The following is a 13957-nucleotide window of genomic DNA, read 5'->3' on the forward strand; positions in this document are numbered from 1 at the left end:
AGCGACCCCATGTCCCGCCTGACCGCCCTATCCCTCGCCGCCGTCCTTCTCGCGACCCTGGCCGTCCCCGCCTCGGCCCAGAACGCCGGTCAGATCGCCTCGGTGCGTCGTGGCGCGTCCTGCGCGGGCTGCAACCTTTTTCAGGGAGACTTTTCAGGACTTGAGGCGCGGGGCCTGAACCTGTCGCGGTCGCGTCTGCGCCAAGCGGACCTGAGCCTGAGCGTGATGAACCGCACCCGCTTCTCCAACGCCGATCTGCGCGACGTGGAGGCCTATGGCGGGGTCTTTTCCGGCTCCAGCTTTTCAGGCGCGGACCTGACCAACGCCAGTTTCGTCGGCGCCTATCTGCAAGGGGCGAACTTCGCGGGGGCCACGCTCCAGGGAACCAATCTCTCCGGCGCCGATCTGTCGCGCGCCTCCGGTCTGACGCAGAGCCAGCTCAACCGAGCCTGCGGCGACGGCTCCACCGTCCTGCCTCACGGGCTGCGTATTCCGGCCTGCTGAAGGCCGCCAATCTTGCCGGCATTTAACGAAATTACCTCGATTTAAGTAGGTCCCGTCACGGTTTCAGGGCATTCAGGCGGTGTGAAACAGATCATCCGCCCCACCCTTTCGGCCCTTTTGCCCGCCCTGGCTGCGGCGAGCGGCCTTCTGCTGGCGCCGTCCGCCTTCGCCGGCGTCGAGATGACGTTGCAAGATCGCGACGTGGCCCGGTCGGTCTCGCTCGGCGGCTCCTGCAATCGCTGCGAGCTGTCGGGGCGCAATCTTTCCGGTGCGACCTTCACCGGCGCCAGCTTCATAAACGCCACCCTGGTCGGCGCCAATCTTCGCGGCGCGGAAATGGTGGGGTCGAACTTCACGGGCAGCGACTTCAGCCGCGCCAATCTGACCGGAGTCGAGATCGTCGGCGCCGACTTCACCTCCACCAGCTTCGCAAACGCCGTCCTGACGGGAGCAGAGGCCCAGGGCGCCTCCTTCGTGCGCGCCAACCTTTCCCGCGCCAACCTTTCCGGAGGCGAGTTGCACGGGGTCAATTTCAACGGCGCCACCCTGATCGAGGCCGACTTTTCGGGCAGCGAGCTGTTCGGCGCGACCCTGGCCAATGTCCGCGCCGCCGGGGCCGATTTCAGCGACGCTGAGATCAACGCCTCCAACCTGACCAACGGGGACTTCACCGGCGCCTCCTTCCGGGATTCCAGCCTGGACGGCGCGCGGCTGACCGGCGGCGTCTTTAGCCGGGCCGACTTCAGAGACGCCTCCCTGCGGCGCACCGATATTCGAGGCGCAGATTTGTCCGGCGCGCGCAATCTGACCCAGGATCAGGTGCGGGAAGCCTGCGGCGATGGATCGACCCGCCTTCCCGGCCGTCTGACGGCTCAGGCCTGCCGCGGCGCAATCCGCGTCATCCGCGCCGTTCCCGCGCCGCCGACGCCGCCCGCGCCGCCGCGCGTCCGCAACTTCGTGGCTGCAGAGCGCTGACGCCCGGCTGAACGCGGTCGAATGAAAAAAGGGCGCGCCTCTAGGCGCGCCCTTTCTTTCGCTCAGATAGGCCGATCAGACCTTGATCGGCGGGGCCGTGCGGATGTGCAGCTCCTTCAGCTGGCGATCCTGCACCGAGGCCGGGGCGCTCATCAGCAGGTCTTCGCCTTGCTGGTTCAGCGGGAATGCGATCACCTCGCGGATGGCCTGCTGACCGGCCAGCAGCATGACGATCCGGTCGATGCCGGGCGCCAGGCCGCCGTGCGGCGGGGCGCCGAAGCGGAAGGCGTTCAGCATGCCGCCGAACTGTTCCTCGACCACCGAGGCGTCGTAGCCGGCGATCTCAAAGGCCTTCAGCATGATCTCGGCCTTGTGGTTCCGGATCGCGCCCGAGCACAGCTCATAGCCGTTGCAGACGATGTCGTACTGATAGGCGCGGATGGTCAGCGGATCCTGGGTCTCCAGGGCCTCCAGCCCGCCCTGGGGCATGGAGAAGGGGTTGTGGCTGAAGTCGACCTTCTTCTCTTCCTCGGACCATTCGAACATCGGGAAATCGACGATCCAGCAGAACTTGAACTGGTCCTCATCGACCAGCTTCAGCTCCGTGCCCACGCGGGTGCGGGCCAGACCGGCGAACTTGGCGAAGGCCGACGGCAGGCCGGCGACGAAGAAGGCGGCGTCGCCCTGGCCCAGGCCCAGGGACTGCATCAGGGCCTCGGTCGGCTCCTGGCCCAGGTTCTTGGCGATGGGGCCGCCCCAGGCGCCCTGGTCGTCGGACCAGAAGATATAGCCCAGGCCCGGCTGGCCCTCGCCCTGCGCCCACGAGTTCATGCGATCGCAGAAGGCGCGGCTGCCGCCGGTCGGCGCCGGAATGGCCCAGACGGCGTTCTTCTCGTCGGCGCCCAGGATCTTGGCGAACAGACCGAAACCGCCGTCGCGGAAATGGTCGGATACGACCTGCATCTTGATCGGGTTGCGCAGGTCGGGCTTGTCGGAGCCGTACCAGGCCATCGACTGGGCGTAGGTCAGGCGTTCGAAGCCCTTGTGTTCGAAGCTCTGGCCGAAGTCGTTGGTGAAGGTGTGGGTCTGGTCGATGGGCGAGACCGGCTTGCCCTCGCCGAACTCTTCGAAGACGCCGTGCATGACGGGTTCGATGGCGGCGAAGACGTCTTCCTGGGTCACGAAGCTCATCTCGACGTCGAGCTGGTAGAACTCCAGCGACCGGTCGGCGCGCAGGTCTTCATCGCGGAAGCAGGGCGCGATCTGGAAATAGCGGTCGAAGCCCGAGACCATCAGCAGTTGCTTGAACTGCTGGGGCGCCTGCGGCAGGGCGTAGAACTTCTCGGGGTGCAGGCGGCTGGGCACCAGGAAGTCGCGCGCGCCCTCGGGCGACGAAGCCGTCAGGATCGGCGTCTGATATTCCAGGAAGCCCTGGTCGAACATGCGGTTGCGGATCGACTGGATCACGCGCGAGCGCAGCACGATGTTCTTGTGCAGGGTCTCGCGCCGCAGGTCGAGATAGCGGTGCTTGAGGCGGATCTCCTCAGGGTACTCCGGTTCGCCGAAGACCGGCAGCGGCAGTTCGGCGGCTTCCGACAGGACCTCGACGCCCTGGACCCGAACCTCGATCTCGCCGGTCGGCAGGTTCGGATTGATGACGGCGGCGTCGCGGGCGATCACTTCGCCGTCCACCTTGATCACGCTCTCGGCGCGCAGGCGCTCGACGGCCGCGAAGCCGGGCGTCTCGGGGTGCAGCACCAGTTGGGTCAGGCCGTAGTGATCCCGCAGGTCGATGAACAGCAGGCCGCCGTGGTCGCGCTTCCGGTGAACCCAGCCGGACAGGCGGACGGCGGAACCGGCGTCGGAGGCGCGCAGGGCGCCGCAGGTATGGGAGCGGTAGGCGTGCATGAACAGACCGTCTGGAAATCTGGCGGTGGAATCTGACGCCTTCGGCGCCTGAAATCGAAGCGGCGTAGGGCGCATCATCGCCCCGGAAAGTCAAGGTTTCAGCCGTTGCAAACCCCGCTGCGGCGCGCAATAGCGGTTCCAGTCAAAGCTGAAGGCGCCCATGTTCATCGTCACCATCACCTATACCCAGCCGATCGAGGCCATTGAGCAAAAGACGGTCGAGCACCGCGCCTGGCTGGACCAACACGTCGCCAGCGGCCTGATCCTCGCCGCCGGCCCGATGGTTCCTCGCACCGGCGGCATTCTGGTCGTCCGTGGCGGCGGAACGAAGGAGGCGCTGGAAACCTTGCTGAAGGACGATCCTTTCCAGGTCCACGGCCTGGCCGATTACAAGGTGACCGAGTTCAAGGCGGGCAAGCTGAACCCCGCCCTGGCCGATTTCGCCTGAAACGCTCCACAGGGTCTAACGTCCCTCCCCATTACCAACAGGCCCGCTCTGACACAGGCCGACCGGGCCTCTGCTATGACAGAACCATGTCCGCGCCGAGCGCCCTGAGCCCAAAGCCCGCCGAACAGCTGCGTCTGCCGCTGGAACGCCCCGTAGGCGACGCCTTCGTGGTCTCAGACAGCAACGCCGAGGCCGCGCGGGTGCTGGCGGCCTGGCCGGACGGCGTGGGTTCTGTCCTGGCGCTCTATGGACCGGCGGGAGCCGGCAAGAGCCGTTTGGCCGCCGACTGGGCCGAACGGGTCGGCGCCCTGCCCCTGCACGGCGCGGAAGCAGCTGTGATCGACCCCCTGGAGCTGGAAGGCCGCCCCGTCCTGCTGGACTCGGCCTCTGATGCGGATGATGAAAGCCTGTTTCATCTGATCAATCTGGCGAACGTCTCCGGCGGCGCCCTCCTGCTGGTGGATCGGGCGGCCCCGCGGCGATGGCGAGCAGCCCTGCCCGACCTGCGCTCGCGTCTGGACGCGGTGCGGGCCGTGCCCGTCGAGGCGCCGGATGACAAGGTGCTGTCGGCCATTCTTCGCGCCCGCTTCGCAGAGCGCAGCATCGCCCCCGCCGACGACGTCATCGACTATCTGGTGCGACGCCTGGACCGTTCAGCGGACATGGCCGTGAAGGTGGTGGATCGGCTGGACGCCCTGCATCGCCCGGTGACCCGCCCCCTGGCCCGCGAGGTTCTGGACCAGCTCGGAGACGCAGACGCCGCCTGACGCGGCCCCTCCCTACCATCTTCCCGGCCCCTGCAAATTTCCGGCTCATCCGCTTGCGGCCGTCACAGTCGCGCGCGACAACCGGCGCATGACCGACGCTGCGATTCAAGACGATACCCGGGGCGAGGAAGTTCCAGCCTCCCGCGCGCCTCAGTTGGCCCTGAACGAAGATCTGATGATTTCGCCGTCGCGCTTCTTCAATCGCGAAATTTCCTGGCTGGCCTTCAACGAACGCGTGTTGGAAGAGGCGGCCAATCCGAACCATCCGCTGCTGGAGCGGCTGCGGTTCGTCTCGATCTCGGCGAACAATCTCGACGAGTTCTTCATGACGCGGGTCGCAGGCCTGAAGGGCCAGTTGCGCGAGCGACTCAGAATCCTGTCCGCGGACGGTCTGACCCCGGCCGAACAGCTGGAGCGCATCAATATCGCTGCGGGCCAGTTGATGGCCGAACAACAGGTCCGCTGGCGTCAGCTGAAGAAGGAATTGGCTGCGGCGGGGATCGAGGTGGTCGATCGCAACCGCCTGACCAAGACCGAAAGGGAGCGGCTGGAGCCCGAGTTCCTGAACCAGCTGTTCGCCGTTCTGACGCCTCTCGCCATTGATCCGGCCCACCCCTTCCCCTTCCTGCCCAACCTCGGCTTTTCCCTGGCGCTGAAGCTGAAGCGCAAGGGCGAGGCCAAGACCTTCTACGCCCTGGTGCCGGTGCCGACCCAGGTGCGCCGCTTCTGGGAATTGCCGACCGACGGGCGATCCGCGCCGGGTCGCAAGCGGTTCATCACCCTGGAGAACGTGCTTCTGCTCTTCATCAACCACCTCTTCCCGGGCTGTGAGGTCTTGGAAAAGGGCCTGCTCCGTCTGATCCGCGACAGCGACATCGAGATCGAGGAAGAGGCCGAGGACCTGGTGCTGGAGTTCGAGGAGGCCTTGAAGCAGCGACGCCTCGGCTCGGTGGTGCGCGTCAAGATCGAGGCCTCGATGCCCGCCGATCTGCGCGACTTCATCATCGGCGAGTTGGAGGCGACGCCCCAGGACGTGGTGCTGGTGGACGGCATGCTGGGCCTGGCTCAGCTGTCGGACCTGATACCCGGCGGCCATCCCGATCTGAAGTTCAAGGGCTATGAGCCCCGCTATCCGGAACGGGTTCGGGACAATGGGGGCGACATCTTCGCCGCCGTCCGAGAAAAGGACATGCTGATTCACCACCCGTTCGAGAGCTTCGACGTGGTGGTGCAGTTCCTGCGTCAGGCGGCGCGTGACCCGAACGTCATCGCCATCAAACAGACCCTGTACCGCACCTCCAAGGACAGCCCCATCGTCGCCGCCCTGATCGAGGCGGCCGAGAACGGCAAGAACGTCACCGCCCTGGTCGAGCTGAAGGCCCGGTTCGACGAGGAGGCCAACCTGCGCTGGGCGCGAGCGATGGAGCGGGCCGGCGTCCACGTCGTCTTCGGCTTTGTCGAATACAAGACCCACGCCAAGCTGAGCGTCGTGGTGCGACGTGAAGGGGACGGCCTTAGAACCTATTGCCACTACGGCACCGGCAACTATCACCCGGTCACGGCCAAGATTTACACCGACCTGTCCCTTTTCAGCTGTGATCCGACTCTGGCGCGCGACGCCAGCCGGGTGTTCAACTACATCACCGGCTACGCCACCCCGGACGAGTTGGAGGCGTTGATCGTTTCCCCGCTCAACATGAAGGCCAAGCTGATCGAACTGATCGGCAAGGAGATGTCGGCCGCCGCAATGGGCAAGCCGGCGGCCATCTGGGTGAAGCTGAACGCCCTGGTCGATCCCGAGATCATCGACGCCCTGTACCGGGCCAGCCAATGGGGCGTGCGTATCGACCTGGTGGTGCGCGGCATCTGCTGTCTGCGTCCCGGGGTGCCGGGCCTGTCGGAGAACATCCGGGTCAAGTCCATCGTCGGCCGCTTCCTGGAACACAGCCGGATCGTCTGTTTCGCCAACGGCAAGGATCTGCCGCACGACAAGGCCAAGGTCTTCATCTCGTCAGCCGACTGGATGACCCGGAACCTGAATCGGCGGGTCGAAGTGATGACCCCCATCCTCAACGCCACCGTCCATGATCAGGTGCTGGATCAAATCATGGTCGCCAATCTGAAGGATGATGCGCAGAGCTGGGTCTTGGACGCCGAAGGACGCTATACGCGCGTTTCCCCCGCCGATCCGGAACGCCCCTTCTCCGCCCATGATTACTTCATGACCAATCCCAGCCTGTCGGGCCGCGGCCGCAAGGTGAAGACCTTGCCGGCCGTCCTCCGCTACGAGCGCCCCGGCCGTTGATGGGTGACATAGCCCCAGCCGGCCGTGACATCGCGGCCATCGACATCGGCTCCAACTCGGTTCGCCTGGTCCTGTACCATCTGGAAGGCCGCGCCGTTTGGACGGTGTTCAATGAAAAGGTCTTGGCGGGCCTGGGCCGCGATCTGCCCGTCACCGGTCGGCTGTCGCCCGAGGGCGTCGCCATGGCCCTGACGGCGCTTCGCCGTTTCGCCGCCGTCCTGGAAGGTGTGCGCCCGGACGCGACCCTGATCGCCGCCACAGCTGCGGTGCGAGAAGCCGAAGACGGGCCTGACTTCTGCCAGAGGGTGGCGGCGGAGACCGGGCTGAACATCCGCGTATTGAGCGGCGAGGAAGAGGCGAAGTACGCCGCCATGGGCGTGTTGGCGGGCGCCCCGACGGCCCAGGGCGTTTCGGCCGACATGGGCGGCTCCAGCCTGGAGCTGACTCAGTTGAAGGGTCTGAAGGCTCTGAAATGGACTCGAGGACAGGGCCTGACCCTGCCGCTCGGGCCCTTCGCCCTGGCCGAGGGAAGCGGTTTTGACGCTGAACGGATCAGGGGCCGCATCGACCAGAAGCTGAAGCCGGTCGCTTCACGGTTCCGAACGGACCGGCTCTACGCCGTCGGCGGCGCTTGGCGCACCCTGGCCCAGGTTCACATGGGGCTGAAATCCTATCCGCTGAAGGTGGTGCATCAATATCAGATGTCGGCGAACGAGGCGTTGGAGACCGCGCGGCTGGTGTCCCGACAATCCGCCGTCAGCCTGGCCAAACTGCCCGGCGTCTCGAAAACCCGCGCAGAAACCCTGCCCTACGCCGGACTGGTGCTGGAGGGGTTGATCAATCATCTGGGCCTCAAACACATTGAAATGTCGGCCTGGGGCGTGCGTGAGGGCCTCCTGTTCGAAACCCTGGACAAGGCCACCCGGACGGCTGATCCTCTTCTTGCCGGCTGTGCGGCCCTGGGCGGCCGTCAAGGAGTGGCGCCCGCCCTACCGGGCGCTCTGAAGGGATGGATCGCCGACATCGTCGCAGCCCTCCCCTCCGTCTTTGGCGCCAAGCGCGACGACGTGCTGGTGGCGGCCGCCTGCCGGCTGGCGGATCTGGGCGCGCGGCTGCACCCGGATCACCGCTTGGAGTTGGTGTTCGACCAGGTGCTGCGCGCGCCCGTGGCGGGGATCAGCCACGACGAACGCGCCTTTCTGGCCAGCGCCCTGAACGCCCGCTACGGCGGCGGTGCAGCCACGCCCCAGCCCGAGGTTATCGACCGGCTGCTGGACGCCGTCGCCGCCAGACGCGCCCGCGCCCTGGGGCTGGCCATCCGCCTGGCCTGCGATCTGTCCGGCCGCTCGCCGCAACTTCTCGCCAACGCCACGGCGCGTGTGAAGGGCGGAGAGCTTCGGCTGACGGCGACGGAAGGTTATGCCGACGTTCTGTTGGGCGAACAGACGCGCAAACGCGCCAAGGCTCTGGCCGAGGCGATGGACCTGGGCCTGAAGATCCAGACCTAGAGGATCGACGGCGCGTCGAGCCCCGGCCTCTAGCCTTCGATCTCGACCACCTCGACCCGGGCGCCGCTCAGCACCAGGGCGATCTCGCCCCGTTTCAGCTTCAGCGCGTCCTCGCCGAAGATCTGGCGCCGCCAGCCCTTCAGCGCATCCACGTCGGCGTCGTCCGTAACGGCGATCTTCTCCAGGTCGGAAACCGTGGCGATCAGCTTGGGCGCGACGCCGGCGTTGTCGCTCTTGGCCTTCAGCAGCACCTTAAGCAACTCGACCACCGACGGAGGCGCCGGCTGGCGATGGGCAGGGCGCTCCATCTCGGGCGCATGGGATTCCGGATCGGCCAGAACGCGTTTCAGCTCCTCGGCCAGTTCCAGCCCCAACCGCGATCCGCCGAACCCCTTGGGCACCGAACGCAGCCGGTTGAAGGCGTCGGGGTCGGTCGGCGCCTGTTGCGCGACCTCGTCGATGCCCTCGTCCTTGAGGATGCGGCCGCGCGGCTGGTCGCGCTCCTGGGCCGCCCGCTCGCGCCAGACGGCCACGGCCTTGAAGGCCGCCAGATATTTGGCTGAGAACTTCTTGGGCTTCAGCCGCTTCCAGGCGTTCTCGGGATTGGTGTCGTAAAGGGCCGGATCGACCAGGCTCTCCATCTCCGCCATCACCCAGTCCAGCCGACCTTCCTTCTTCAGCCGGTCGCGCAGCTTCGGATACAGGGCCGCCAAATGCGTCACGTCGCCCAGGGCATAGACCAGCTGGCTGTCCGACAGGGGGCGTCGCGCCCAGTCGGTGAAGCGGCTGCCCTTGTCCAGTTCGACGCGCAGCATCTGCCGCACCAGGGAATCATAGGCGACCTGCTCGCCGAACCCGGCCGCCATGGCCGCCACCTGGGTGTCGAACATCGGCTTGGGCATGGCGCCTAGGCGCACGAAGATTTCTACGTCCTGTCGACAGGCGTGGAAGACCTTGATGATCTTCGGGTCGCGCAGCAGATCCAGGAAGGGCTCCAGGTCCAGGCCTTCCGCCATCGGATCGATGATGCCGGCGTGATCGGCGGACGCGGCCTGGATCAGGCACAGCCTGGGCCAGTAGGTCGTTTCCCGCATGAACTCGGTGTCGACCGTGATGAACGGGGCGGCGGCGAGGCGGGCGCAGAAATCGGCCAGCGCCTCATTGGTGGTGATCGGCGTCATTCCGATGCTATAGCCCCCCGCAACCCACCTGTGGCAAGAGCCGCGCTGCATTTCCGCCCCGATTCCAGGCCCGAGACCCATGAGCGACACCCAAAAACCTCTCGAAAACGGCCTGACCTACGCCGACGCCGGCGTGGACATCGACGCAGGCGAGATGTTGGTCGAACATATCAAGCCCCTGGCCAAGTCCACGGCGCGGCCCGGTTCCGAGCCCTCGCTGGGCGGATTCGGGGCCCTGTTCGACCTGAAGGCCGCCGGGTTTGAGGACCCGCTGATCGTCACCACCACCGACGGCGTGGGCACCAAGCTGAAGATCGCCATCGAAACCGGGCGTCATGACGGCGTGGGCGTCGACCTGGTCGCCATGTGCGTCAACGACCTTCTGGCCCAGGGCGCCGAGCCGCTGCTGTTCCTCGACTATTACGCCACCGGCCGCCTGGAGATCGACGCCGCCCGCCGCGTGGTCGCCGGCATCGCCGAGGGCTGCCGCCAGGCGGGCTGCGCCCTGGTGGGCGGCGAGACGGCGGAAATGCCCGGCATGTACACCGAGGGCGACTATGACCTGGCCGGCTTTAGCCTGGGCGCGGTCGAGCGCGGCCACGCCCTGCCCTATCTAGACCGTCAGACCGCCGGCGACATCATCATCGGCCTGGGCTCCACCGGTCCGCACTCGAACGGCTATTCGCTGGTCCGCAAGGTGGTCGAGAAGTCCGGCCTGGCCTGGGGCGACGACGCCCCCTTCGCCAAGGACCGCTCCCTGGCCCAGGCCCTGATGGAGCCGACCCGCATCTATGTGAAGCCGGTCCTGCCGCTGATGAAGGCGGGCCTGGTCAAGGGCGCGGCCCACATCACCGGCGGCGGCCTGATCGAAAACCCGCCGCGGTGCATCGCCGAGGGGCTGAAAGCCTCGTTCGACTGGGACGCCTGGCCCATGCCCCAGGTCTTCCAGTGGCTGGCCGAGGCCGGCGGCATCAGCGACCACGAGATGCGCCGCACCTTCAACTGCGGCGTCGGCTTCATCCTGATCGTCTCGCCCGAGAACGCCGAGCCGGTGCTGGCCGCCCTGCTCAACGCGGGCGAGGTCGCCTTCGTCTGCGGACAGCTGGAAGCGGCCTGATCTCGTGAAGACGCGCGTTGCGGTCCTGATCTCGGGGACCGGCTCCAATATGGCCGCCCTGATCGACGCCAGTCAGGCGGCGGACAGCGGCTATGAGGTCGCCCTGGTCCTGTCCAACATCGAGGGCGCGGGCGGTCTGGCCATCGCCGCAGCCAAGGGGGTTCAAACAGTCGCCGTTCCGCACAAGCTCTTCGGCAAGGACCGCGAGGCGCATGAGCGGGCGGTGGACGCGGCCCTTCGCGCCGTCGGCGTCGAGGTGGTCGCCCTGGCCGGCTATATGCGCATTTTGACGCCCTGGCTGGTGCGCGCCTGGGAGGGTCGGATGCTGAACATCCACCCCAGTCTTCTGCCCCTCTATCCCGGCCTCGACACCCACGCCCGCGCCATAGCGGCGGGCGACGCCGAAGCCGGCTGCACCGTCCACCTGGTCACCGAAGGTGTCGACGAAGGCCCGATCCTGGGCCAGGCCCGCGTTCCCATCGTCGACGGCGACACGCCCGCGAGCCTGGCAGAACGGGTCAAGACGGCGGAGCATCGGCTGTATCCGCAGGTGCTGGGTGATTTCTGCAAGGGTCTGGCGCGGGGTTGAAACCCTCTACCAAAGGCCCGTCATCCTAGGCCTTGTGCCTAGGATCTATACGCTCGGCTTATGGCGTGTGGCACGGTCTGCGAGCGTGCGCTCGTCCCTCCGTCTTGAGTTTATGGATCCTAGGCATGAGGCCTAGGATGATGACTTGTCGGCGGCGCGTCCCCGTTCTCTAAACACCTCCGCCCCCAGATTACGAAAACTTCATGCGACACCGCGCCGCACCGGCGCAAAGGTGCCGCCGACCAAAATCGGGACCTTATCTTTCATGCAACGTATTCGCCTGATGGCCGCCTGCTCGGCCTGCATCCTCGTCGCCCTGACCGGCGGCGCCTCGGCCCAGGACCATTCGCACGGGGCCCACGCCGCGCCCGGCTTCGGCGCCTGGGGCTTCGACCTCGCCGGTCGCAATACGGCGGTGAAGCCGGGCGACGACTTCAACGAATACGCCAACGGGACCTATCTGCGCACCACCGAGATCCCCGCTGACAAGGCCCGGTTCGGCCCGTTCGACGTCCTCTATGAAAACGCCCAGGCCCAGCTGCGCGCGATCATCGAGTCCAGCGCCGCCAACCCGGTCAACGCCAACGCCCAGAAGGTGGGCGCCCTCTACGCCAGCTTCATGGACGAGGCCCGCGTCGAACAACTGGGCGCCGCGCCCATGGCCGCCGATCTCGCCGCCGTGAAGGCCGTCTCCGACCACGCCGCCATGGCCCGTTTGATGGGCGCCAGTCATTCGGGCTTCGGCGGTTCGCTGTTCGGCGTCGCCGTGTTCGAGGACCTGCAGAACCCGAACATCAACTCGGCCTATCTGGGCCAAGGCGGGCTCGGCCTGCCCGACCGCGACTATTATCTGAAGCCGGACTTCGCCGCCCAGCGCGAGGCCTATCTGGCCTATCTGACCCAGACCCTGACCGCCATCGGCTGGACCAAGCCGGCTGAGACGGCCGCCGACATCCTGGCCTTCGAGACCAAGATCGCGGAGAAGCACTGGACCACGGTCGAGCGTCGCCAGATCGACAAGCTCTACAACCCCAGCAAGGTCGCCGACCTGGCCGCCTTGGCCCCCGGCTTCGACTGGGCCGCCTTCCTCGACGGCGCCCAGGTCGGAAACCTCGACACCCTGGTGCTGATGGAGAACACGGCCATCCCCGGCATCGCCCAGGTCTTCGCCGACACCCCGATCGAGACCCTGAAGGCGTGGGAGGCCACCCAGATCGTCGATCAGGCCAGCCCCTATCTGTCCAAGGCCTTCGTCGACGCCCGCTTCGAATTCCGCGGCAAGACCCTGCGCGGTCAACCGGAGAACCGTCCGCGCTGGAACCGGGGCGTGGCCCTTGTCGACGGCCAGCTGGGCGAGGTCCTGGCCCAGGAATATGTCCGCCTTCACTTCCCCGCCTCGTCCAAGGCCCAGATGGAGACCCTGGTCGACAACATCCGCGCGGCCATGACCGAGCGGCTGAAGACCCTGGACTGGATGAGCGAGGCGACGCGCGAACAGGCCCTCTACAAGATGTCCAAGTTCGGGGTGAAGATCGGCTACCCCGACAAGTGGCGGTCTTATGACGGTCTCGAACTGACCCCCGGCGACCTGTACGGCAATGTCGAACGCTCCAGCGCTTTCGAGTGGGCGTATCAGCGCGGCAAGATCGGCAAGCCGGTCGATCCGCTGGAATGGGGCATGACGCCCCAGACGGTGAACGCCTATTACAACCCGCCGCGCAACGAGATCGTCTTCCCGGCCGCCATCCTGCAGGCGCCCTTCTTCGATCCGAACGCGGACCCGGCCGTCAACTACGGCGGCATCGGCGCCGTCATCGGCCATGAGATCACCCACGGCTTCGACGACCAGGGCCGCAAGTCCGACGGCGACGGCGTGCTGCGCGACTGGTGGACGCCGGAAGACGCCGCCCGCTTCGAGGCGCGCGCCAAGGTGCTGGGCGACATCTACAACTCGCTGGAGCCCATCCCCGGCGTCCACGTGAACGGCGACCTGACCATGGGCGAGAACATCGCCGATCTGGGCGGCCTGCTGCTGGCTCTGGACGCCTATCACAAGTCGCTGAACGGCCAGCCGGCGCCGGTGATCGACGGCCTGACCGGCGACCAGCGGGTGTTCCTGGGCTGGGCCCAGGTCTGGCGCGAGAAATCGCGGCCCGAGGCCCTGCGCGAACAGCTGACCACCGACCCACACTCGCCGGGCGCGGTCCGCGCCGCCACCTCGCCGCGCAACATCGACGCTTGGTACGCCGCCTTCGGCGTCTCGCCTGACCAGAAGGAATACATCGCCCCCGAGGCCCGCGCCCGCATCTGGTGAGCGGTCGCACAAGCCCGAACGAAAAAGGCCCGGAGCGTCGCTCCGGGCCTTTCTTTTTCAACCGAAGGCGAAAAGCCTTACTTCGGCGTGGTCGCGGCGCCGGCGACGGCGCCGATGGCGGCGCCGGCGACAGTTGAGCCGGTGTTGCCGCCGACCACCTGACCGGCGACGGCGCCGCCCAGGGCGCCGGTGGCGGCGCGTTGTTCCATGGTCTGGCCGCAGGCGGCCAGCAGGGCCACGGTGCCGATGACGGGGGTCAGTTTCAGCAGAGTTTTCATAGGTCTTCTCCGGGGGGATGAGATGATGTTGACCCAACGAAAAGGCCCGCGTCCGGTTCCGGA

Annotated in this window: 12 protein-coding genes; 9 read left to right on the forward strand and 3 right to left on the reverse strand. The window is 66.8% G+C overall.

Annotated elements, in window-relative coordinates; translation table 11 throughout:
- Positions 1 to 9 precede the first annotated feature (9 nt).
- Together BSP_RS13105 and BSP_RS13110 are read left to right on the forward strand one after the other, a co-directional pair.
- Positions 10 to 504 (forward strand): pentapeptide repeat-containing protein, encoded by a 495-nt coding sequence (locus BSP_RS13105; RefSeq protein WP_152950607.1) that lies wholly within the window; start codon positions 10 to 12, stop codon positions 502 to 504.
- An 81-nt stretch (positions 505 to 585) separates the two neighbouring features.
- On the forward strand, positions 586 to 1479 hold the full coding sequence (locus tag BSP_RS13110; RefSeq protein ID WP_152950608.1) for a pentapeptide repeat-containing protein: 894 nt from the start codon (positions 586 to 588) through the stop codon (positions 1477 to 1479).
- 75 nt (positions 1480 to 1554) lie between these two features.
- On the opposite strand, the gene aspS is transcribed toward BSP_RS13110, so the two are convergent.
- Complete coding sequence (aspS, locus tag BSP_RS13115) at positions 1555 to 3387, reverse strand: aspartate--tRNA ligase (RefSeq protein WP_152950609.1); 1833 nt, start codon at positions 3385 to 3387, stop codon at positions 1555 to 1557.
- 160 nt (positions 3388 to 3547) lie between these two features.
- Here aspS and BSP_RS13120 point away from each other — a divergent pair, with 160 nt between their 5' ends.
- The 4 genes from BSP_RS13120 to BSP_RS13135 all read left to right on the forward strand — a co-directional run bounded on the left by BSP_RS13120 (position 3548) and on the right by BSP_RS13135 (position 8415).
- On the forward strand, positions 3548 to 3835 hold the full coding sequence (locus tag BSP_RS13120) for a YciI family protein (protein ID WP_152950610.1): 288 nt from the start codon (positions 3548 to 3550) through the stop codon (positions 3833 to 3835).
- Positions 3836 to 3921: 86 nt separating this feature from the next.
- Positions 3922 to 4602 carry a chromosomal replication initiator DnaA gene (locus BSP_RS13125; RefSeq protein ID WP_152950611.1) on the forward strand — a complete coding sequence of 227 codons (681 nt, stop codon included), beginning with the start codon at positions 3922 to 3924 and terminating at the stop codon, positions 4600 to 4602.
- A gap of 88 nt (positions 4603 to 4690) precedes the next feature.
- The gene (locus tag BSP_RS13130) at positions 4691 to 6907 is read left to right on the forward strand and encodes an RNA degradosome polyphosphate kinase (protein WP_152950612.1); all 2217 of its coding nucleotides are present in this window, start codon (positions 4691 to 4693) and stop codon (positions 6905 to 6907) included.
- Complete coding sequence (locus BSP_RS13135) at positions 6907 to 8415, forward strand: Ppx/GppA phosphatase family protein (protein ID WP_054766132.1); 1509 nt, start codon at positions 6907 to 6909, stop codon at positions 8413 to 8415. Before BSP_RS13130 ends, BSP_RS13135 begins: the two co-directional genes overlap by 1 nt.
- A gap of 29 nt (positions 8416 to 8444) precedes the next feature.
- On the opposite strand, the gene rnd is transcribed toward BSP_RS13135, so the two are convergent.
- Positions 8445 to 9596 (reverse strand): ribonuclease D, encoded by a 1152-nt coding sequence (gene rnd, locus BSP_RS13140; protein ID WP_152950613.1) that lies wholly within the window; start codon positions 9594 to 9596, stop codon positions 8445 to 8447.
- A gap of 79 nt (positions 9597 to 9675) precedes the next feature.
- On the opposite strand from rnd, the gene purM reads away from it, so the two are divergent.
- The 3 genes from purM to BSP_RS13155 all read left to right on the forward strand — a co-directional run bounded on the left by purM (position 9676) and on the right by BSP_RS13155 (position 13616).
- Positions 9676 to 10713: a phosphoribosylformylglycinamidine cyclo-ligase gene (purM, locus tag BSP_RS13145; protein WP_152950614.1), complete on the forward strand. Its 1038-nt coding sequence runs from the start codon at positions 9676 to 9678 to the stop codon at positions 10711 to 10713.
- A 4-nt stretch (positions 10714 to 10717) separates the two neighbouring features.
- Entirely contained in the window at positions 10718 to 11302 is a 585-nt protein-coding gene (gene purN / locus BSP_RS13150; RefSeq protein WP_152950615.1) for a phosphoribosylglycinamide formyltransferase, read from the forward strand.
- A gap of 265 nt (positions 11303 to 11567) precedes the next feature.
- On the forward strand, positions 11568 to 13616 hold the full coding sequence (locus BSP_RS13155; protein WP_152950616.1) for a M13 family metallopeptidase: 2049 nt from the start codon (positions 11568 to 11570) through the stop codon (positions 13614 to 13616).
- A 77-nt stretch (positions 13617 to 13693) separates the two neighbouring features.
- On the opposite strand, the gene BSP_RS13160 is transcribed toward BSP_RS13155, so the two are convergent.
- Positions 13694 to 13894 carry a hypothetical protein gene (locus BSP_RS13160; protein WP_152950617.1) on the reverse strand — a complete coding sequence of 67 codons (201 nt, stop codon included), beginning with the start codon at positions 13892 to 13894 and terminating at the stop codon, positions 13694 to 13696.
- Positions 13895 to 13957: the final 63 nt, after the last annotated feature.

The sequence above is a fragment of the Brevundimonas sp. Bb-A genome, from assembly GCF_009394735.1.
GTDB lineage: Bacteria > Pseudomonadota > Alphaproteobacteria > Caulobacterales > Caulobacteraceae > Brevundimonas > Brevundimonas aurantiaca.